The organism is Niveispirillum sp. FG156 (genome assembly GCF_057809555.1).
The window spans coordinates 123,928-145,350 of the sequence record NZ_JBMDKE010000002.1 but is presented as its reverse complement, the minus strand read 5'-3'; the positions used below and the strand labels follow the sequence as shown (position 1 = coordinate 145,350).

Here is a 21,423-nt window from a genome sequence, read left to right as displayed (position 1 = left end):
GACGGACAATCATCAAATTGAAACCCGACGCGAGATTCGATTTGATGCCGATCAGTAAACCCCGCCCGTACCGGTGCCGACTGTCGGCTGCGGCGTGGTGCCCGTCGGCTGTCCCGGCTGTCCCTGGACAAAGCCGGCGCCGGCATCACCGCCATCCAGAACGCCTTGCTGGCCCTTTGGCTCCGTTCCCGGAATGAAGCCTTCCCAGATGGCGTTGCGCTGACCCGGCGATGCCGGCTTGCCGGTTTCGGGATCGATGCGGACCAGCTGCAGGCCGGGCGGCACGCGGAACGGCGTGGCCGGTGCATCCTTCAGCGCGGCGGACATGAAGTCCTTGGCGATGGGTACCGCGATGGTCGATCCGCTTTCATGGTCGCCCATGGAACGCGGCTGGTCGTAACCGACAAAGATGCCCACGGCCAGATCGGGGGAGAAGCCGACGAACCAGGCATCCATGGCATCATTGGTGGTACCCGTCTTGCCGGCTAGCGGCTTGCCAATCTCCCGCAGGCGCACGCCGGTACCGCGCTGAACCACGCCTTCCAACATGGACACGATCTGATAGACGGTACGCGGATCGGCAATCTGTTCGCGCGGATCGGGGATCAGCGGCAGAGCGTTGGGATCGGCGGGAACAGGGGTGACGGCGGGTGCCGCCGGCTGCACCGGCACCGTTCCGGCGGGCATGGGCGCTGCCGCCAGGGGCAGGACCGTCTGACACCCCGCGCAATCGCGCATGTCATGGCGATAGACGGTCTTGCCGGCCTTGTCCTGCACCCGGTCGATGAAGCTGGGATCAATCTTGCGCCCGCCATTGACCAGCATGGAATAGGCCGCCGTCAGGCGCAGAACCGTCGTCTCCCCCGCCCCCAGGGCCATGGACAAGGTGGGCTGTAGATCATCCTTGATACCGAAACGGCGGGCCACATCCACAATCGGCTCCATGCCGATATATTGCGCCAGCCGTACCGTCATGACATTGCGCGACTTCTCGATCCCGACGCGCAGCGGGGTCGGGCCGTAATATTTCTCGGTGTAGTTAGACGGCTTCCATTTGCCCAATCCACCGCCCTGGTCCAGCGCGAAGGGCGCATCCAGCACCAGCGTGCTGGGCGTGAAGCCCTGATCCAGGGCCGCCAGATAGACAAACGGCTTGAAGGCGGAACCTGGCTGGCGATAGGCCTGGGTGGCGCGGTTGAACACGCTGATCCGGGCGCTGAACCCGCCCGACATGGCCAGAACGCGGCCCGTATGCGGGTCCATGGCGACAAGCGCGCCCTGCACCTCCGGGATCTGGCGCAGGCCCAGGCTGCTGGCCTTTTCGTCCAGCGGCTCCACCAGCACCACCTCACCCGGCGACAGGGCGTCGGAGGCCTTCTGGATGCTGGGGCCGACGAACTTGCCGTCCTTGACCTTGCGCGCCCATTTCAGTTCCGACAGCGGGATCTGACCCTTGGAGCCGTCGGCCAGACCAACCTCCACCGCGTCCGCCCCCGCCGACAGCACGACGGCCAAGTCCCATTCCTCCCCGCCGGGCGGGGTGCGGACATCCTCCAACTGCTCCTGCCAGCCATCCAGGCTGTCGAAGCGGGTGATGGGTCCGCGCCAGCCGTCGCGGCGGTCATAGGCCAGCAGACCATTGCGCAGCGCCGTGGACGCCGCCGCCTGGATATCGGGGTCCAGCGTGGTTCGTACCGACAGGCCACCGGCATAAAGCGTCTGCTCACCATAAAGCTTAGCCAGCTCGCGGCGCACCTCCTCCACGAAATAATCGGCGCGGACATTGCTGTCGTTGGACCGGTCGGCGAAATTCAGCGGCTCGGCCCGCGCGGCCTCCGCCTCCTCCCGCGTGATGTAGCCATCCTCTTCCATGCGACCGATGACATAGTTGCGGCGCGCAATGGCGGCGTCGCGGTGACGCTCGCGATAATACCGGTCCGGCGCCTTGGGCAGGCTGGCCAGGAACGCGGCTTCAGCGATGGTCAGTTCATCCATCGACTTGTTGAAATAATTCAGGGCCGCCGCGCCGACGCCGTAGGCGCGGTTGCCCAGAAAAATTTCGTTCATATAGATTTCAATGATCTTGTCCTTGCCCATCGCGTCTTCGATGCGACCGGCCAGGATGGCTTCCTTGATCTTGCGGACGTAGGAGACCTCGTTCGACAGCAGGAAGATGCGCGTCACCTGCTGGGTGATGGTGCTGGCGCCGATGGGACGGCGGCCCTGGCCGATATTCTTCACATTCTGCACTTGCGCGCGCAGCACCGCGAACCAGTCCACCCCGTGATGGCTGTAAAAATTCTGATCCTCGGCGGAGATGAAGGCGTTGGTCACCCGCTTGGGGATGGCCGCGAACGGCACGAACACCCGCCGCTCGCTGGCGAATTCCGCCACCAGACGTCCGTCGCCCGCATGCACGCGGGTGGCGACGGAGGGGTTGTAATTGGCCAGCGTCGTATGATCGGGCAATTCCTTGCTGAAATAGACCCAGGCACCCCCGGCGGCGGCCATACCCAGCACACCCAGCGAGACACCGGCGATCAACAAGCCCTTCACAACGCGATTCATAATTCCAACCCCTGAAGGCCCCGGACGGGACCGCATAGATATGTGCCGACACCCGCGACGGACGGGTACCGTTCGGCCATTAGTACAAGATGACGCTGATTATGTCGCGGTCATGACCGCTGCGGCACCGCGTTGCCGGTAAAGTAGCTATCCACGGCACGCAGCAGTGAACCCGCCATGCGTTTGCGATGCGTATCGCTGCCCAGCAGCTTGGCATCCTGGCTGTGCGACAGATACCCCATCTCCACCAGGATGGCCGGCACGTCGGGCGCCGTCAGTACGGCAAATCCGGCGGAACGCAGCGGACCCGGCAATACCGCGACATTGGGGTCCAGGTTCTTCAAGACCAGCGAGGCGAAGCGGCGTGACCGGTTCATCGTATCCCGCTGCGACATGCCGATCAGGATATTGGCGATGTCGGCAGACTGTACCGACAGGTCCATGCCGACAATAGCGTCGGACTGGTTCTCCCGCTGGGCCAGCATCTCCGCCTCGCGGTCGGATGCCTTCTCCGACAGGGTATAGATGGACAGGCCGCGCACCTGCCGGCCCGTTATGCTGTCGGCATGGAGCGAAATGAACAGGTCCGCCCCCTTAGCCCGCGCCAGAGCCGGACGGTCGCGCAAAGGGATGAACACATCCTTGTCGCGGGTCAGGGCAACGCGGTAACGACCGGTAGCCAGAAGTTGTCGACGCACCTCCTTGGCCATGGCCAGGGTGATATCCTTTTCATAGGCGCCACTGACCGCGACGGCGCCGGGGTCCTGACCACCATGACCGGGATCGATGACGATCATGGGCAAGGGTGGCTTCGGCTTTTCCTTCGGGACCGGCGGGGTCATCATGCTGGCGCTGGCGGGGGTCAGCACGGCACCCGGCCCGGCCTTGCCCGCCGCCAGATCCATGACGAAACGCGGGGGCATGCCGTCACGTGGCGGAATGATCTCCGCCAACTGCACCCGGACCGGGCCAGTGGTTGCCAGAATCAGGCGCAGATGCCCCGCCTTGGCGCCGGGCCTTACCGAAACGGATTTGACCAGACCCTTGGCTGGTGGCAGGGCGGCATCCAATGCCGCCTCCATCTCAACCGCCACACCACTGGCATCGGGCAGAATAGTGAAGGACGCTTCACGCGTCAGTTCCAGAACGAAACGCGTCTTGTCGCCATGATCCCCCAGCCGGGCCGCACCGATGCGGGCGGCTTCCGGCATCATACGGGCGGACGCGACGGAGGCGGTCTGCACCGGTGTCTGCGCCACCGCGACACCTGTCACCGTCCACAGAAGACACAGGCACCCAATCGCCAGCAGCGCACGCGCCGCCAACGCCGTCTTCACGGCCATGGACTGGATTGCCCCCTTCTGCGACAAGCGGCCCTTCCCCCTTGGGCGAATCGGTCATGATGGTTGGTTTCATCAACACTATAAACACGGCGAATCAGTGACTTCAACGCCTATCATAACCTGCCGACTCAATCCCGCCCCCTAAACACGCCGATATGCCCATCACCGGCATGACCAAATGCGCTTTTGGCAATTCTCCCATTGTGGAATGGGGGGCGGAGTGTTTATGGTGACAACCGCGACAGACCGCGCCTCGCCAGGGCCCTGAAACGGGCTTTGGCGTCGCCCTGGGGACCCCGCCGCCGGCTCTGACGCCGGCCCGAGCCGCCCCCAGGATGTGACGCCTCACGGGTTCGACCCCAACGGGGTGCGGTGTAGTGGAAACCTTGGGGCTGGCCAGTCCGGTTCATCCGGTACAGGCCCGGCATCAGCGTTGGTCCATCCTGGCTGCTCCCCCCTGCTTCCCATATGGGATAATGGCGGCGGGCGCTGTTCGAGGACCCAAGACGCCGGTGCCGACAGGTCCCTCACCGCAATGGTGGCAGGGTCCGTCTTCCGTCCCGTCGCGCGGAAGGGCGGCCACCCTGGCCACGGGGAAGACATATGGCCAAGCGTATGCTTGTCGATGCCACGCATCCGGAGGAAACCCGGGTCGTCGTGGTGAATGGTAACCGCCTGGAAGAGCTTGATTTCGAGATCGCCTCCAGGAAACAGCTCAAGGGTAATATTTACCTCGCCCGCGTGATCCGGGTTGAACCGTCGCTTCAGGCGGCGTTCGTTGAATATGGCGGCAACCGCCACGGCTTTCTTGCCTTCTCTGAAATCCATCCCGACTATTACCGCATCCCGGTCGCCGACCGCGAGGCGCTGCTGCGCGAACAGCAGGAGCTGGCGGAAGAGCGGGAGGCCCGTGCCGAACGGGGCGAAGACCTGGACGATCATGGCCATGTCGAGGATGCGCCCCCCGCCCCGCCGCCCGAGGAAATCGGCGGTGCCGCACCGGCCCCAATCGTGGCCGACGATGCCGGCGAGCCGGTAGGCGCCGATCACGGCGATGATGTGGTGGAAACCGGCGACGCCGAAGGCGTGTCGGCAGAGGAAGAGCATGCCGGCGGCGATGCCGATGGTGAAACCGCCGATGTCGGCGAAACCGGCTCTCCCTTCGTGCATTCATCGGGCCGTGGTGGGCGGGAACGTTCGCGCCGCTATCGTCCGCAGGCCGCTCAGGCCGAAAGCAATGACGAAAGCGTCGAAGAAGAAGTGGAAGAGCAGCGGCAGCCGCAGCAGCAGCGCCGCCGCCCGCTGAAGTCCTACAAGATCCAGGAAGTCATCAAGCGCCGTCAGATCCTGCTGGTGCAGGTGACGAAGGAAGAGCGTGGGAACAAGGGCGCCGCCCTGACCACCTATCTGTCGCTGCCGGGCCGCTATGCCGTTCTGATGCCCAATACGCCGCGCGGCGGCGGCATCAGCCGTAAGATCACCAATCCGGCCGACCGTAAGCGCCTGAAGGAGATGCTGGAAGATTTCGACATTCCGTCGGGCATGTCGGTCATCCTGCGCACGGCCGGTATCGAGCGGTCGAAGCCGGAAATCCGCCGCGATCTTGAGTATTTGATGCGCCTGTGGGACAGCATCCGCGAGACGACGCTGCAATCCGTCGCCCCGGCGCTGATCTATGAGGAAGCGAACCTCATCAAGCGCACCATCCGCGACCTTTATTCCAGCGACATTGACGAAGTGCATGTCGAGGGTGAGGCAGGCTTCCGCGTGGCCAAGGACTTCATGCGTATGCTGATGCCCAGCCACGCCAAGAAGATCCAGCTCTATAACGATCCCTCGATCCCGCTCTACCACCGGTTCCAGGTGGAAGGCGCCATTGAGACGATGTTCAACCCGATCGTGCAGCTGCGTTCGGGCGGTTACATCGTCATCAACCAGACCGAAGCGCTGGTCGCCATCGACGTCAATTCGGGCCGTTCCACCAAGGAACGCAATATCGAAGAGACAGCGCTGCGCACGAACCTGGAAGCTGCTGAGGAAGTAGCCCGTCAGCTGCGTCTGCGCGATCTGGCCGGTCTGGTCGTTGTCGACTTCATCGACATGGAAGACCCGCGCAACAATTCCGCCGTTGAAAAGCGTGTGAAGGACGCGATGAAGGCGGATCGCGCGCGCATCCAGCTGGGTCGCATCTCCGCCTTCGGTCTGCTGGAACTGTCGCGGCAGCGTCTGCGCCCGTCCTTGCAGGAAATCAACTTCGAACGCTGCCCGCACTGCCAGGGCACCGGCATGGTCCGCAGCCTGGAAAGCGCTGCCCTGGCCGTGCTGCGCGCGGTCGAGGAAGAGGGTATCCGCAAGCGGTCGGCGGAAATCACCGTCACCTGCGCCAGCCATGTCACGCTCTATATCCTGAACCACAAGCGCGAAGCGCTGGCGGATATCGAGCGGCGTCACGGTCTGCGCGTCTACCTGCAGGGTGATGACAATCTGATTGGCCCCAGCCACCAGATTGACCGTATCCGCGCCCGCACCGCCGCCGACGACATTGTCGCCGCCGCACCCGTCAGCGCCGAGCGCGTAATGGCCCAGACCGAACGCGCGATCGAGATCGAGGAAGCAGAGGCCGAGGCCGAAGCCACCGAGATTGAGGCCGAGGGCGAGGAAGAGGAAGCCAAGCCCCAGGGGCGCGCCGAAGCCCGTGGCGACCGCGATGGCGACCGTGACGGTCGTGGCCGTCGCCGCCGCCGTCGCCGCCGTCGTGGTGAGCGCGGTGAGAATGGCGGCGCGCCGGAGGCCGGTGATGGCGAGGGTGACGACGAGGCCGATGGTGAGGAGGGTGATGCTCCCGCCGAAGGTGAAGCCGTCGAAGCCGAGGTTGTTGCTGAAGGTAAAGCCCCCGCTCCCGCCGCTGGCGAGGATGATGATGAGGCAGCGCGCGCCAAGAAGCGTCGTCGTGGCAAGCGCGGCGGTCGCCGCCGTGGCCGCCGTGGCGAGGATGGCGTGACCGATGGCACCGGCGATGAGGGCGAGGATGATGGCGAAGGCGATGAACAGGGTGCCGACGAGGCACCGGTTGTCGCCGATGCAGCAGCACCCGCTGCCGAGCCGGTGGCAGAAGCTGCTCCCGCAGTGACCGAAGAAGCCCCTGCCACCCCGGCAGAGGAAGCTCCGGCACCGAAGAAGCGCGCGACCCGCAGCCGCAAGAAGGTTGCGGAAGCCGAGGCGGCACCCGCCGATGCCCCGGTTGAAGCACCCGCCGCTGTCGAAGCCGCGCCTGTCGTGACCGAGGAAGCCGCTGCCCCCGCAGAGGAAGCCCCGGCACCGAAGAAGCGCGCCACCCGCAGCCGCAAGAAGGTAGCGGAAGCCGAGGCGGCACCTGCGGAGGCTCCCGCCGCTGTCGAATCCGCCCCTGTCGTGGCCGAGGAGGCCCCCGCCGCACCGGCAGAGGAAGTCCCGGCACCGAAGAAGCGGGCACCGCGTCCCCGCAAGAAGGCCGCCGAGGCCGAAGCGGCGCCGGTCGAGACCGTGACGGAAGTGGCCGCCGAGGCCGCCGCACCGGCGGAGGAAGCCGCGCCGGCCCCGATGCCAGCCGAACTGGTCACCGAGGTGAACCCGGAAGTGGAGAAGCCCAAGCGCGGTTGGTGGAGCCGCAAGTCGTAAGGCTTGTTCTACCATCGCAATGAATGGGGGAGGTGTTTCGGCACCTCCCCTTTTTCATATCGAATGCGGAATGATGCCGATGATGCGCAGAGCGGCGATCCGCCGCTTTCCCGCCGCGCCCGAATGCGCTAAGCACGCCTCCCGAACGGAATTCTTCAGAGACCCGCCATGACCGGTTCCCCCCCCCTTCCCTCCCCGCGCCTGACCGGCCGCGTCGCCCTGGTGACGGGTGCCTCGCGCGGTATCGGCGCCGCCGTGGCCGAGCAACTGGCGCGCGAAGGCGCCCATGTCGTCCTGCTGGCCCGCACGCTGGGTGCGCTGGAGGAACTGGATGACCGGATCAAGGCGCTGGGTGGGGCCGCGACCATCATCCCGCAGGATCTGATGGACAGCGCCAAGCTGGATAGTCTGGGTCCCGCCCTTTATGAGCGGTTTGGCCGTTTGGACATCATGGTCCATGCAGCGGCGCAGCTGGGTACGCTGGGTCCCATCGCCCATTCCGATCCCAAGGATTGGGATCGTGTCATGGGCGTGTCGATCGCCGCCGCCATGCGCCTGATCCGCACCGCCGACCCGCTGCTGCGCCTGTCGGATGCGGGCCGTGCCATCTTCCTGACCGACCGGGTGGGCCGTGAACCCACCGCCTACTGGTCAGCCTATGCGGCGTCCAAGGCAGCCCTGGACATGATGGCCCGCACCTGGGCGGCGGAAACGCTGAACACCAATCTGCGGATCAATATGGTCGATCCGGGTCCCGTCTCCACGGGCCTGCGGGCCAAGGCCTTCCCCGGTGAGGATGCGGCAACCCTGCCGACGCCCGCCGATACGGCCCGCGCCATTGTGGAGTTCACGGTTCCGGCCTGCGCCCTGCACGGCGATTTGATCGATTTGCGCACGGCGTGACACGGGTCACAGCGGCAGGGTGAAGGACGGGGTTACTTTCTAACTACTGACCGTTCCCCGTTCAGTGGCCGGATGGGTTCCATCCCTTTTCCCATTCCGCCGACGACCCCGCCTTGAACCCGCCGCCCGCCCCGGGCCGGCGGGTTTTCTTTTGCTGTCCACCGGAAGACACTGACCTCGCCGGGCAACAAAACCTTCCGCGCCCTGCGGCCTTCACACTATAATACGGTCGGCGGCTTTCGCCGTTGCTGGGGAACCGGTACCATCAAGCATGCTTGAAAAACTGACCGAAGCCGTGATCGCCTTCCTTGTGATCTCCGGCCTTGCCTATGTCATCGGCACTGGCATCGCCAGCGCCGCCGAGAATGCCGTGCGCAAACGCCAGGCGGATGTCGGGCTGGATGGGCGGTTGCAGAAGCTGGGCATCCTGGGTCAGAGACTGCAATCGCGCAAAGACAAGATGCTTCCGCGGCTGGCCAAGCTGGATGCCGAACTGAAATCGGCGCGGCGCCGCCATTACATGGTCAACAAGAGGATCCTGGACCTGAAAATGGCCCGGTCGCTGTTGATGCGCGTCCTGGGCGAAGAAGATGCCTTCCTTCGAACGGAGAGACCCGCCCGCAAGTTCATCGCCAATATCGTCAACCGGCATGTTCAGCGCGCGCAGATGGACCAGAAGGAACATCCGTTCCTGTCCCGCGCCTGGTCACGCACGCAGCAGGCGACCATCTGGGCCCCCACTATCGGCGATGCCAAGCTGATGGTGGAGAAATCCTTTCCACCGGCCACCGGCTTCTTCATCGCCTCCATCGCCGAACCGCAGGGCGATGGGGAGGAGGATTTGACGGCATTGGAGAGTGCCGAACTGGAAGCGGTTGCCCAGGAACGGGGTGGCTGAGACATGCTGAGCGCACTTTTCGCCAGCCTTCCGATCCTGTTCGGCATTCTGGGTGGGGGCGTGGTCGCCCTGCAAATGGTCGCCCATACCCGTAAACGCCTGCGCCGCGCCCAGAAGATGCATCAGGGCCAGCAGACCCGTGTCGCCACCGTCAGCCGAGCCACGCGTGAGCAGGCGGGCACGACCCTGTCATTGCGGCGGGAGGAGCGGCAGATGCGCCAGGAACTGGAGCGGCTGAACCACGCCATTGAGCAGGGGGAGCAGCAGGCGGAACGTGAGCGGGCGGGCGAGTCGCAGATTTACGTCTTCGATGAGCGTAAAAACATGGGCGACACCGCCTTTGTGTTCCAGATCAGCCATCCGGATTTCAACGCCCTGGCCCGCAACGCCCCGGACGAAGTGATCCAATCCTGGAAAGCCGGGCGCCGTTATATGGTGTGGGCCGCCAGCGAGAAGATGGCCACCGCCAAGGCCAGCATGCGCTTCAACCAGGACAAGGGCTATCGCGTCAGCGCCCCCAGCCCCTTTGAAGGGGACCCGGAAGCCTTCTGATCCTTGGGACGGGCAGGATCGGTTATGTAGCGATGTTACATAAATCAGCCTGACCTCTCTTTATCGCCACAACATCAATATTAGCCCGAAAAATCGCTGTCCTGGGCGAAATCAGTACGGTTTGCGCCTTGTGGACAGCGCCCTTCATGCTATCAATCGGAAACAGAGTTTCAGCGTTCGGCCGGAGAGAAAGCCCATGTCCGCCCTGACCCAATCCCCCGCCTGGCAGGCCCTTGCCGCCCACCGCGCCACCCTGGAAGGGGTGTCGATGCGCGACATGTTCGCCACCGATCCCGGCCGCTTTGACCGCTACCGCATCACGTTCGATGGCATGATGCTGGATTACGCCAAGAACCGCGTGACGGATGAGACACTGTCCCTGCTGGTTGACCTTGCCTATCAGCAGAACCTGGAAGAGATGCGCGACGCCATGTTCCGGGGCGAACGCATCAACATCACCGAGGATCGCGCCGTCCTGCATGTCGCCCTGCGCAACCGCGTCGACCGCCCTATCCTGGTCGATGGTCAGGATGTGATGCCGGGCGTGCATGAGGTGCTGGCCCGCATGTACGCCTTCTGCCACAAGGTGCGCGACGGCGAATGGCGCGGCTATGACGGGCAGGCCATCACCGACATCGTGAATATCGGCATCGGCGGCTCCGACCTGGGCCCCGTCATGGTGACCCAGGCTCTGACGCCCTGGCACCACCCGCATCTGGCGGCGCATTTCGTCTCCAATGTCGACGGCACCCATATTGCCGAGGTGCTTCGCCGCGTCGACCCTGCGACCACCCTGTTCATCATCGCGTCCAAGACCTTCACCACCCAGGAAACGCTCGCCAACGCCCACACGGCGCGCGACTGGTTCCTGGCCAATGGCGGCGGCGCCGATGATGTGGCCAAGCATTTCGTGGCCGTGTCGACCAATGCGGTGGAAGTGGCGAAGTTCGGTATCGACACCGACAATATGTTCGGCTTCTGGGACTGGGTCGGCGGGCGCTACAGCCTCTGGTCCTCCATCGGCCTGCCCATCGCCCTTATGGTGGGACCGGAGAAGTTCGGGGAGCTGCTGGCCGGCGCGCACGCCATGGACGAACATTTCCGCACAGCACCCCTGGCCAAGAACATGCCCGTGATCATGGGCCTGCTGGGGGTGTGGTACGGCAATTTCTTCGGCGCCGCCGCCCATGCTGTCCTGCCCTATGACCAGTATCTGGCTCGCCTGCCCGCCTATCTCCAGCAGTTGGATATGGAAAGCAATGGCAAGTCGGTGGACCGTCAGGGCAACAGCGTTGATTACGCCACCGGCCCCATCATTTTCGGTGAACCCGGCACCAATGGCCAGCACGCCTTTTATCAGTTGATCCACCAGGGCACGCACCTGATACCCTGTGATTTCATCGCCCCGATCAGCAGCCAGAACCCGACGGGCCGGCACCATGCCATGCTGCTGTCCAACACGCTGGCCCAGACCGAAGCGCTGATGCGCGGCAAGAATGCCGATGAGGTGCGTGCCGAGTTGACGAAGGAAGGCAAGTCGGGTCCTGCCCTGGATGGGCTGCTGCCGCACAAGATCTTCAGCGGCAACAGCCCTACCAATACGATCCTGGTCGATCAGCTCGACCCCTATCGCCTGGGCATGCTGGTCGCCCTTTATGAACATAAGGTGTTCGTGCAGGGCATCATCTGGAACATCAACAGCTTCGACCAGTGGGGCGTGGAACTGGGCAAGCAACTGGCCAAGGTCATCCTGCCGGAACTGGAAGGTGAAGGCGCGAAGGCGCACGATGCCAGCACCCAGGGGCTGATCGGGGTGGTGAATGGGGGCAAGGTGGGGTGAGGACCGTCCTTCTCCCATCCTGAGACTGCTGATAGGCTGACCATCTGTCGCTGGATGGTCAGCATCGTGGCCATTCAACTGGCCAGGGTCTGTTGAGATTCAAAAACCCATATGGGCTAACCCATTGAAGTTCTTAAATCGCCTCCCCGGCGAAGGCCGGGGCCCAGGGGCCTCAAGCTTCAACTTCTCCATCTGCCTCGCCACCGGCAGCACTGACGTTGGGCCTGTGGCCCCTGGGCCCCGGCCTTCGCCGGGGAGGCAGATATTCTCAGTCCAGGTGAATTCTCAACAAGCCCTAAACATCGTCGGCATTAACGCCATCTTTCCGCCGCGCCTGCCTGCCAGAACGCTGCCTGAACTTCTCTTCCGGCGCCCCTCATGCTGAAACCCCACCCACCCAGCGCGACACGCGACTGGCCCCTGCTTTCCAGGTTCATTGCGCGGGAGGCCGCCATGGGCGACGCCGTGAAGGCGCGGGGTCCCTGGACGGCGGGCTTCTACGAGTTCCTGCGGTTCGGGGCTAAGCAGGCTTGGGCCTGCTTTTATGGCGGGTTGATGCTGGCCCTGCTGCTGGGGACCTGGCTGCTTTACCCACGTGATGCGGCCCTGCCCCGCTATGATTTTCTGACCCTGGCCGCCCTGGCGCTGCAGGTCGCGCTGATCCGCTTCCGGCTGGAGACGAAGGAGGAGGCGCTGGTCATCCTGATCTTCCATCTGGTCGGAACGGGGATGGAGATTTTCAAGACGGCGGTAGGGTCCTGGGTCTATCCGGAGGAAAGCTATCTGCGCATCGGCGGTGTGCCGCTGTTCACCGGCTTCATGTATGCCGCCGTCGGTTCCTATATCGCGCGGGTCTGGCGGTTGCTTGATTTCCGGTTCAGCCATCATCCGCCACTGTGGTCCGTGCTGCTGCTGGCCACCGGCATCTATGCGAACTTCTTCCTGCATCATTACTGGTGGGATTTGCGCTGGGGCCTGTTCGCGCTGGCGGCCCTGCTGTTCGGGCGCTGCTGGGTCTATTTTCGGGTGTGGGATGTGGACCGGCGTATGCCGCTTCTGGTTGGATTCGCGCTGGTCGCCCTGTTCATCTGGTTCGCGGAGAATCTGGGCACCTTCGCGGGCGCCTGGATCTATCCTGACCAGAAGCAGGGTTGGACCATGGTATCCTTCGCCAAATTCGGGTCCTGGTATCTGCTGATGCTGATCTCTTACGCCTTGGTGGCAATGATCCGCAGGCCACGGGAGCAAAACAGCGTCGCGATTCTGTGACAACCAAAGACCGTTGGCGTGAAGCCGTCACAAATCATTCAGTGTCACCACAGGCATTCACTATTCCTTTGCAACGACCCGCGCATGATGGCTCAACTTGAGCAAAATCAGACCGGTCAGGGAGAGAAACATTGGTCGAACAGCGACCGCTCTACAAGGCGACGCAGGAACAGCTCGATGCGCTGCTGAAGCGGCATGAGATGTTCCGCAACGCCCGCATGGGCGGTGCCCGCGCGGTCCTGACCAACTATGATCTGTCGGGTTTGAACCTCGCCGGGCGCGATCTGGCCCATGCCGATCTGACCGGCTGCATCCTGCGCCGCGCCAATATGGCCGGGGCCAATCTGGATTGCTGCACCCTGTTCGCCGCCGACCTGCGGGAAAGCAATCTGACCGGCGCCTCCATGGTGAAGGTCGATCTGCGCGGGGCCAGCCTGCGCGGGGCCGACCTGACGGGTGCCAATCTGGTTAGCGCCGATCTGCGCGACGGGTCGCTGGCCGAACGCGGCGCCGATGGCAGCCTGAAAATGGTGGTGGTCGAAAGCGATGCCAGCCCCGCCGACATGCAGGGGGCCAAGCTGGCCCATGCCAACCTGTCCCAGGCCAAGATGTCGGGCGCCATCGCCCAGCATACGGACTTCACGGATGCCGTGATGCGCGGGACCAAGCTGGTGCGTGCCAATCTGCGCAACGCCACGCTGGACGGCGCCATCCTGGAAGGGGCCGACATGTCGGGCGCCGATGTACGCGGCGCCAGCCTGAAAGGTGCGGTGCTGACCGGTGCCGTCCTGATGATGACGGAAATGGCGGGTGCCGACATGGCCGGCGCCCTGACTGACAAGCCAGCGGGCAAGCCGGCCAGCGCCCTGCCCCGCCCGCTGGAAGAGATGCTGAAGCTGCATGCCGAATGGGTGGGCACGGCGGGACAGGCGGGGCTGGCCCTGGACCTGACCGGCTATGATCTGCGCACCGCCGGTAGCCTGTCGCATGCCTGCCTGACCCGCCTGCACGCGCCGGGGGTCATTCTCTATGGCATGGACCTGTCATCGGCGCAGATCCAGGTGGGCAATCTGGCGGGTGCCGACCTACGCGGGGCCAATCTGTCGGGCTGCGACCTGCGCGGCATCAACCTGACCGACGCGCAGTTGGGCAATGCCAACCTGTCGGAGGCCAATCTCGGGTTTTTGAAGATCGATACCACCCGCTTCGTGCGGTCGGAACTGGCCGGCGCCCGGCTGCGCTATGCCAACCTGTCGGGCGCGCGGCTGGTGAAGGCTAATTTCGCGGGCGCCGATCTCTCCTTCGCCAATTTGCTGCTGGCTGACCTGAAAGAAACCGACCTGACCGGCACGCGCCTGTCGGGCACCAAGGTAAAGCGGGAACAATTGGCGGAGGTAGTGGGGTTCAAGCTGTCGTAGTTCTAATTGTTCCTATTTGGCACACCTTCGTAAAAAGAGGATTGATCTGCATACCCTCGAATAGGGTCCAGCTCGCGCTCAATATCTAGGAAGGCGCGAATTATTTCGTCGATAAAATCCGAATCTCTTATTGCTCCACGACGCAGATTATATATGCTCTCCCTGTAAGCTTTCATTATTTTTTGAAGCAACTTACCACTAACGTCAGTTTGCGAAGAAGAATTCATGGCGTGTATTTCATTTATTTTTGTAGATATATGTCTTATTATATCGCCATGCTCCTTAAATAATCTATAAATATTATTTTGGTTTTCATCATCAGAAACATTACCTGCATCAGTGACCCCATACTCAATTAATGCTTTATTGATTTTTTGCTCCATAAACCCCCAACGCCAATCAAACGTACCGACCAAAGTAGAATCACTTAATTTATTTGGCAAAGATACATTTATCGCCCTTATCACCTTAAGCATATCCTCCTTATTGAAGTACGATGCTTGAAATTGTGTCAACGGCCCTGGTAATCTGCCTTTTTCGAGGCCAAACAATATAGGTATCACATTTCCATAATTCAGAGATTTTGATATAGCACCAGCTTCAAACATAATCCAAGGTTCCAGTATATTTTCTGGCGTCAGGCAGACTATACCGAAATTAACATTCGCAATAACTTCATTCAAATCGCTCTGCCACCGACGACCCATACGGATGTCATCTGAAGATATGAAGGGAAAAATCCCTTGATTTATCATTGAAACTTCATCTCTCAGAATTTCTGCGAGAGTTTTGCTTAGCTGTTTGGACCAACTAATAAATAAATTATATTCATGTGGCATTGGTCATCCTCAAACTTCGCGTTATTCGCTCTCTGGCGTCATTGAAGCACAGGTGCTATCTCATCGCTATGCCGATCATCCGCCGCCTTCCCGATAATCTCGTCAACCAGATCGCCGCCGGTGAGGTGGTGGAGCGTCCTGCCGCCGCCGTGAAGGAGCTGGTGGAAAACGCGCTGGATGCCGGTGCGCGGCGTATCGACATCACCCTGCGTGATGGCGGCAAGGCGCTGCTGTCGGTGGCCGATGATGGGTGCGGCATGGACCCGGAACAGCTGGCGCTGTCCGTGGAACGGCATGCCACGTCCAAGCTGCCCGATGGCGACCTGACCGATATCCGCACGTTGGGTTTTCGCGGTGAGGCCCTGCCCTCCATCGGGGCCGTCAGCCGCCTGACCATCACCAGCCGCACCGAAGGCGCCGACCATGCCAGCGCCATCCTGGTGGAGGGTGGCGCGGTGCATCCCGTTGGCCCGGCCCCCGGCGGGCTGGGCACGCGGGTGGAGGTGCGGGACCTGTTCTTCGCCACGCCGGCCCGACTGAAATTCCTGAAGGGCAGCCGGACGGAAAGCCAGCACGCCATCGACGTGGTCGAACGGCTGGCCATGGCCCATCCGCATGTCGCCTTCACGGTCACGGATGAGGGGCGGACGCCCGTCCGCCTGACGTCCAACAGCGGTGAGGAAGAGGCGGCGCGCCTGTCCCGCCTGGGTGCCGTCCTGGGACGGGAGTTCCAGGAAAACGCCATCCCGGTGAATGCCGAACGGGCCGGTGTGCGGCTGGTCGGGCATATCGGCCTTCCCACCTATAACAAGCCCACCGCCGCCGGGCAGTATCTGTTCGTCAATGGCCGTCCCGTGAAGGACCGGCTGATTGTGGGCGCGGTACGCGGGGCCTATGCGGATTTCCTGGCGCGTGACCGGCACCCCGTGCTGGCCCTGTTCCTGTCACTGAACCCGCATGACGTGGATGTGAACGTGCATCCGGCCAAGACGGAGGTACGGTTCCGCGATCAGGCCCTGATCCGCGGCCTGATCGTCGGGGCGTTGAAGCATGCCCTGGCCGCCGCCGGCCACCGCGCCAGCACCACCGTCGCCGCCGACACGCTGGCCAGCCTGACCCCGCGCGTGGCCCCGCAGACCAGCCTGCTGTGGGAACCGCAGCGCCCGTCAGCACCCCCGCCCTATGCCCACACCCACCACGCCCCGCCGCCCGTGAACCGGGAAATGGCAGAGGCGGCGTGGCAGTTCCAGGCGCCGCAGCCGATGATGGCCCCCGCTCAGAGCTTCGCCCCGGCAGCCCGCGCGGAAGAGGCCGATGCCATCGCCGCCACCCCGCCCAGCTTCCCGTTGGGGGCGGCGCGTGCGCAGCTTCACGCCACCTATATCGTGGCGCAGACCGAAAACGGCATCGTCATCGTGGATCAGCATGCGGCGCATGAGAGGCTGGTCTATGAGCGCATGAAGAAGGAGATGCTGGGCGGCGGGGTGAAGCGCCAGGGCCTGCTGATCCCCGAGGTGGTGGAACTGGACCCCGCCGATGCCGAACGGGTGGGCGAGCGGGCTGATGAGTTGGCCGAGATGGGGCTGGTCCTGGAAAGCTTCGGGTCGGGCGCCATCGTCGTGCGGGAAGTGCCGGCCATGCTGGGGGCGCGGGCTGATGTGCGCGGCCTTATCAAGGACATCGCCGACGAACTGGCCGAAATGGGCGACGCCCACGCGTTGAAGGAAAAGCTGGACGCCATCTGCTCCCGCATGGCCTGCCATGGCAGTGTACGGGCGGGCCGGCCCATGAATGTCGATGAAATGAATGCCCTGCTGCGCCAGATGGAGGCCACGCCCCATTCCGGCCAGTGCAACCATGGCCGCCCCACCTATGTGGAACTGAAACTGGGCGACATCGAGCGGCTGTTCGGCCGGCGTTGAGCGGTTCTCGGTCAACGTAAAACAGCTCTAACAGGGTGCGGAAAAAGGCTTTCGCGTCGCGAGGGTGGGGAATTTTCGGTAAGATTAGGAAAGGCCGAAGCAAGATACTGGTGGTATCTTGCGAGGACTTGACGCTAGATTGCCGAAAATAACCCGACCGCAGTAGCGAAATGGTTTTTCCGCACCCTGCTAATGCTTAAAGTTCATTGTCATGTGGTCAGGCCCTTTACGCAAATTTGTATGCCCGCTGGCCACGGTTGCGCTTGGATTGACATTGGTGACCACGTAGTCCAGGGCACCGCCGGCACGATGCGTCGCGCCATTGTCGCGAATGAACATTGTGGCACCAGCGCCGGTGATCACTCCCGCTCGCAGATGTTCGATCGCGGTTGTCAGGGCAGCGGGAGCTGCGTTCATATCACCACCGATGGCATACTGGGTACCCGCCGCCCCATGCTGATCATGAATTTGCACGATTGCCAGTGCCAACGCATGCAGCTGGGTATCAGACGGGCTGGATTTTCCATGAATTCCATAGATATGGACACCTAAGGCGTCGGTCCACATGTAAACCGGAAAGCGCGGGTGTTTGTCCCGTCCCCACAGACCTTCATAGGTAGATGCCTTTGAGCCGGTGGCGGCGGCAATGGCGGCCTTGTCCGCGCCGACCGCTGGTGCGGGGTGGACCAAGGCCGATCCCACCGGCACCATGTAGTTCAAGGAGCCGCTGGGAGCGGCCTTGCCGCCGGCATGCATCACCATCATGCCCATAGGGGCCGCCGCAGTCGCCATCACCTCCGAAACGAATGCCACATCCGCAGACTCGATGGCCCGCGCCGCCATTCCAGCCTTCCTGCCATTATTGCTGCCCAGATGCTGCATGTTGGAGAAGGAGGCTGCGGAATGGGCGTGGCAATAGGATGTGCCATCACGGGCGATCTTGGTACATCCGGCGTGCTGACACATCGCCGCGGCCACTGCGCGCTGCAGCACGGGTGCCGCAGTCAGGGGAACCCAGCGTGACGGCGCCGGTTTTGCCTGCCCCACAGCCGCACAAGGGTCCCATTGCCTAGTCCCCAGCAATGCGGCCACCCGCTGGCCCAGCCTGTCCGCCTCAAGCTCCAGCGCCTGGTTCTGCACCACGGCCATGGGAGCGCCGGTCCGGTTCTGCACCCTGCCCTGCCGCTGCTGCACCACATGGGCCAGTTCATGTCCCAGCAGTTGCCGTCCAATCGCTGTCTGCGGTTGATACTGTCCGGGAGCGAAGAAGATGTTGGAACCCGTGGTAAAAGCAATGGCCCCGATACGGGCGGCCTGCGGCCCTATATGCACACGCACACCGGACAGATCGGTCCCTACCAGACGTTCCAGTTGCGGACGCAATTGCTCGGGAAGCGGCTGTCCCGAACCGATAACGCCCAGCACCGCCGGGTTCACCGCGACACTACGGTCGCCCGCGTCTGGCGCAGGGGCTGACCGTTGTACGGCGCCGGTACCGCCGACAGGAGGCAACACCACAGATAGCGGCAAGCTTCCGGCGAAACGGCCCTGTATCACACCCCCCATGAATATCCCCAAGGCCGGATGGAATTGTCTAATAGTATTGTCTGGCAATATGACAATCAACCGAAATGACCATGGCACCCGGCAGAATTTTCCCAATAAAAACCGGCACATGGCTTGCTTATCCCTCCCCGTCCTTTTCACCGGAGGGTCCAAAATGCACGACCGACTACACCGTCCAGGCGCCGCGAAATCGGGCGGTCTCTTTGCAAAGTCCAAGGAAGCCAAGGCTTCCGGCGGCTTAGATGGCTTGCCCGCTGGCTTGCGCCTGCTGGATGACGCCAAGTCAGACGTGGGTCTGGCGGAAATTCTTGCCGCCATCACGGCAGAACCTGCCAAGCCCGACATGCGCCTGCGCGAGGTGGAGGACAGCATCCGCCGCCACTGGGCCGTACTGCGCAATCTGGTCCGTGAACATGCCGACCTGACCCGTGCCGCCATGCAGCGGGCCGATCATGAACAGGGCATGATGGCCGACCGACCGCCGCCCAAGGTGGCGATGTTCACGCCGTCATTGCGAAATATTGTGGCCGCGGAGTAAGGTCGACGGCCAAAATCCTTGGCCGTCGATACGGCGGCGACTGCCGCCGCGCCGCACGTGCGGCGTAGCCAAGGGCGCGGATGCGCCCGCCCGGCGCCTGAGGGGGCACGAAAACTTGACCATCGGTCATGATTTCGTGCCACTTGTGTAGCCCCTGTGACAAGTCCGGTGACGGGGGTGGGGTCACGGCAAATCCGCCACCCCGCCCCTTCGTCGCCCGGTGCTTGACCGGCTTTCGCCTTAATCTTCCACCATCTTGATCTCATCGGCGCCGGGGTTCCGGCACTGTAGATGACAAGGTGGCGGTGCCATGAATTTCACGACGAAGATACTGGTCCTTTCCAGCCTGGCGGCCCTTCTGGGGGCCTGTGCCGGTTTGTGGGACCTGACCGCCGATACGCTGTCCGGTACGCTGGCCATCCTGGCCGCGTCGGCCTTTATGCTGGCTCTGTTCCTGCCGCGCCTCGCCGTCTTCGGCGTTCTGGGCCTGGCGGGGGGCGTGCTGCTGGCGCACCTGATGGCCTATCCGCCGCCCGGCAGTTCCATGCCGGTGCTGGAACGCGGCATGATTGCCGCCGCCGTCGCCATGCTGCCGGCAGCCGCCGGTGCCCTGGCCGGTATCCTGGTCGCCCGCACCGCCGCCAGCATGGGCTGGCGCAGTGTGGAGTGACGTTTCAGCCGCCAACCGCCGCCAGACGCGGCCCGGCCAGCGCCACATTCAGCATGCCGCCCAAGGCCCCGCACTGCCCCTCACAGGCACTGACCTCTGACAATATCCAGTCGCGGAAGGCCTTGATCTTCGGTTCATCGACGCGCCGCTGTGAACAGACCAGCCAATAGGACCGGTCGGTGACCAGCACCAGATCGGGAAACGGCACCAGCAGCCGACCCGACGCGATATCCGCCGCGAAGAAGGCGGGGCAGACTAGGGCCACACCCTGCCCCATGACCGCCGCCTGTCCGGTGATGGCCTGCATGTCATATTGCGGCCCGCTGCGCATGCCATCGACGGCCACATCCGCCATGGCAAACCATTGGTGCCAATAGCGGATATCCTCGATATGGTTGTAATCCAGCAACGGCAACCGGGCCAGATCGGACGGATGCCGGATGCCACCCATGCGGTCAGCCAGGATGGGGCTGATCACCGGGGTCAGGCGATATTCGACCAGCCGTTCCGCCACCATGCCCGGCCATTGCCCCAGGCCCGACCGGATGGCGACATCGAACTGATGGTTCAGATCGCCCAGCCCCACCGAACTGTCCAGCCGCACCGCCAGATCGGGTCGCCGCAGCTGAAAATGCCCCAGGCGTGGTACCAGCCAGTGTGAGGCGAAGGTGGGAAGCGTCGTCACCGACAGGACCTTGTCCTCCGCCGCGTCCGTCAGCTTATGCATGGTGGCGCGGATACGGTCGAACGCATCCTCCACCGCCGCCTGCAACTCAACCCCCGCCGGGGTCAGTTCCAGCTTGCGCGTCAGACGGCGGAAAAGCTCCCGCCCGATATGCTCCTCTAACTGGCGGATCTGATAGGACACGGCGGCCTGCGTCACGGCCAACTCATCCGCTGCCTTGGTGAAGGACAGGTGCCTTGCCGCCGATTCAAAGGTGCGGAGCGCATTCAACGGCGGCAGTCGCTTATCCATCACAGCCCCTTATGCACAAAATCAGCTGATGCATCCTATCGGGATTACTCGTTTGTCGTCCAGGCCGGAATGGAGCGATAAAGGGTGCAACACAGGCACTCACTTCCCAAACCGGTTCGGAAAGGACCCTTCAAAATGCAAAAGCTGAATTTCGCCCATGGGGCCGCGACGCGGCCGCAAACCCTGTCGCTCGCCCCGACCACCACCCCGCCATCGCGCCGGACCACGGCCCTGTCGGGCATGGCCGGACAGTTGCAGTCGGTGCTGACCGAACTGCTGGCCGGTGAAGCCTATCGCCACGGCGTTCCGCCGCAGTTGAAGCGGGATGTGGGGTTCTGGGGGTGAGCGTTTGGAATGCTGAAAAAGGTAGAGCGGATTAGGCGCAAGCCGTAATCCGAGGAGCGACGATCGAGGTTGCTCCGCGGATTACGCTTCGCTAATCCGCTCTACGCATTTGCACGTAC

General features: G+C 63.2%; 16 protein-coding genes. 11 read left to right on the top strand and 5 right to left on the bottom strand.

Annotated elements, in window-relative coordinates; all coding sequences use genetic code 11:
• Positions 1-51 precede the first annotated feature (51 nt).
• Entirely contained in the window at positions 52-2,568 is a 2,517-nt protein-coding gene (locus ACODSP_RS01910; RefSeq protein WP_488963941.1) for a penicillin-binding protein 1A, read from the bottom strand.
• A gap of 110 nt (positions 2,569-2,678) precedes the next feature.
• Positions 2,679-3,938, bottom strand: coding sequence for an N-acetylmuramoyl-L-alanine amidase family protein (locus ACODSP_RS01905; protein ID WP_488963940.1), 1,260 nt, complete (start codon positions 3,936-3,938; stop codon positions 2,679-2,681).
• Between the two features lie 576 nt (positions 3,939-4,514).
• On the opposite strand from ACODSP_RS01905, the gene ACODSP_RS01900 reads away from it, so the two are divergent.
• The 7 genes from ACODSP_RS01900 (at position 4,515) to ACODSP_RS01870 (ending at position 14,448) form a co-directional block, all read left to right on the top strand.
• A complete protein-coding gene (locus ACODSP_RS01900) occupies positions 4,515-7,568 on the top strand; it encodes an Rne/Rng family ribonuclease (protein WP_488963939.1) in 3,054 nt (1,017 codons plus the stop codon).
• Between the two features lie 168 nt (positions 7,569-7,736).
• Entirely contained in the window at positions 7,737-8,471 is a 735-nt protein-coding gene (locus ACODSP_RS01895) for an SDR family NAD(P)-dependent oxidoreductase (protein ID WP_488963938.1), read from the top strand.
• 271 nt (positions 8,472-8,742) lie between these two features.
• Positions 8,743-9,369 carry a hypothetical protein gene (locus ACODSP_RS01890; RefSeq protein WP_488963937.1) on the top strand — a complete coding sequence of 209 codons (627 nt, stop codon included), beginning with the start codon at positions 8,743-8,745 and terminating at the stop codon, positions 9,367-9,369.
• A 3-nt stretch (positions 9,370-9,372) separates the two neighbouring features.
• Positions 9,373-9,921, top strand: a complete 549-nt coding sequence (locus ACODSP_RS01885) for a hypothetical protein (RefSeq protein ID WP_488963936.1) — start codon at positions 9,373-9,375, stop codon at positions 9,919-9,921.
• Positions 9,922-10,117: 196 nt separating this feature from the next.
• Positions 10,118-11,761, top strand: a complete 1,644-nt coding sequence (gene pgi, locus ACODSP_RS01880; RefSeq protein ID WP_488963935.1) for a glucose-6-phosphate isomerase — start codon at positions 10,118-10,120, stop codon at positions 11,759-11,761.
• A 378-nt stretch (positions 11,762-12,139) separates the two neighbouring features.
• Positions 12,140-13,030 (top strand): DUF817 domain-containing protein, encoded by an 891-nt coding sequence (locus tag ACODSP_RS01875; RefSeq protein ID WP_488963934.1) that lies wholly within the window; start codon positions 12,140-12,142, stop codon positions 13,028-13,030.
• Between the two features lie 131 nt (positions 13,031-13,161).
• Positions 13,162-14,448 carry a pentapeptide repeat-containing protein gene (locus ACODSP_RS01870; protein ID WP_488963933.1) on the top strand — a complete coding sequence of 429 codons (1,287 nt, stop codon included), beginning with the start codon at positions 13,162-13,164 and terminating at the stop codon, positions 14,446-14,448.
• A gap of 2 nt (positions 14,449-14,450) precedes the next feature.
• Here the strand turns inward: ACODSP_RS01870 and ACODSP_RS01865 are convergent, their stop codons facing one another.
• A complete protein-coding gene (locus ACODSP_RS01865) occupies positions 14,451-15,287 on the bottom strand; it encodes a toll/interleukin-1 receptor domain-containing protein (RefSeq protein ID WP_488963932.1) in 837 nt (278 codons plus the stop codon).
• A gap of 68 nt (positions 15,288-15,355) precedes the next feature.
• Between ACODSP_RS01865 and mutL the strand changes: the two genes are divergently transcribed.
• On the top strand, positions 15,356-17,209 hold the full coding sequence (mutL, locus tag ACODSP_RS01860) for a DNA mismatch repair endonuclease MutL (protein WP_488963931.1): 1,854 nt from the start codon (positions 15,356-15,358) through the stop codon (positions 17,207-17,209).
• Positions 17,210-17,398: 189 nt separating this feature from the next.
• Here mutL and ACODSP_RS01855 read toward each other — a convergent pair whose 3' ends face one another.
• Positions 17,399-18,886 (bottom strand): eCIS core domain-containing protein, encoded by a 1,488-nt coding sequence (locus ACODSP_RS01855; protein WP_488963930.1) that lies wholly within the window; start codon positions 18,884-18,886, stop codon positions 17,399-17,401.
• Between the two features lie 136 nt (positions 18,887-19,022).
• On the opposite strand from ACODSP_RS01855, the gene ACODSP_RS01850 reads away from it, so the two are divergent.
• Positions 19,023-19,313 (top strand): hypothetical protein, encoded by a 291-nt coding sequence (locus tag ACODSP_RS01850; RefSeq protein WP_488963929.1) that lies wholly within the window; start codon positions 19,023-19,025, stop codon positions 19,311-19,313.
• 310 nt (positions 19,314-19,623) lie between these two features.
• On the top strand, positions 19,624-19,983 hold the full coding sequence (locus tag ACODSP_RS01845) for a hypothetical protein (RefSeq protein WP_488963928.1): 360 nt from the start codon (positions 19,624-19,626) through the stop codon (positions 19,981-19,983).
• Positions 19,984-19,987: 4 nt separating this feature from the next.
• Here ACODSP_RS01845 and gcvA read toward each other — a convergent pair whose 3' ends face one another.
• Complete coding sequence (gcvA, locus tag ACODSP_RS01840) at positions 19,988-20,959, bottom strand: transcriptional regulator GcvA (RefSeq protein ID WP_488963927.1); 972 nt, start codon at positions 20,957-20,959, stop codon at positions 19,988-19,990.
• 135 nt (positions 20,960-21,094) lie between these two features.
• Between gcvA and ACODSP_RS01835 the strand changes: the two genes are divergently transcribed.
• Positions 21,095-21,304, top strand: coding sequence for a hypothetical protein (locus ACODSP_RS01835; RefSeq protein WP_488963926.1), 210 nt, complete (start codon positions 21,095-21,097; stop codon positions 21,302-21,304).
• Positions 21,305-21,423: the final 119 nt, after the last annotated feature.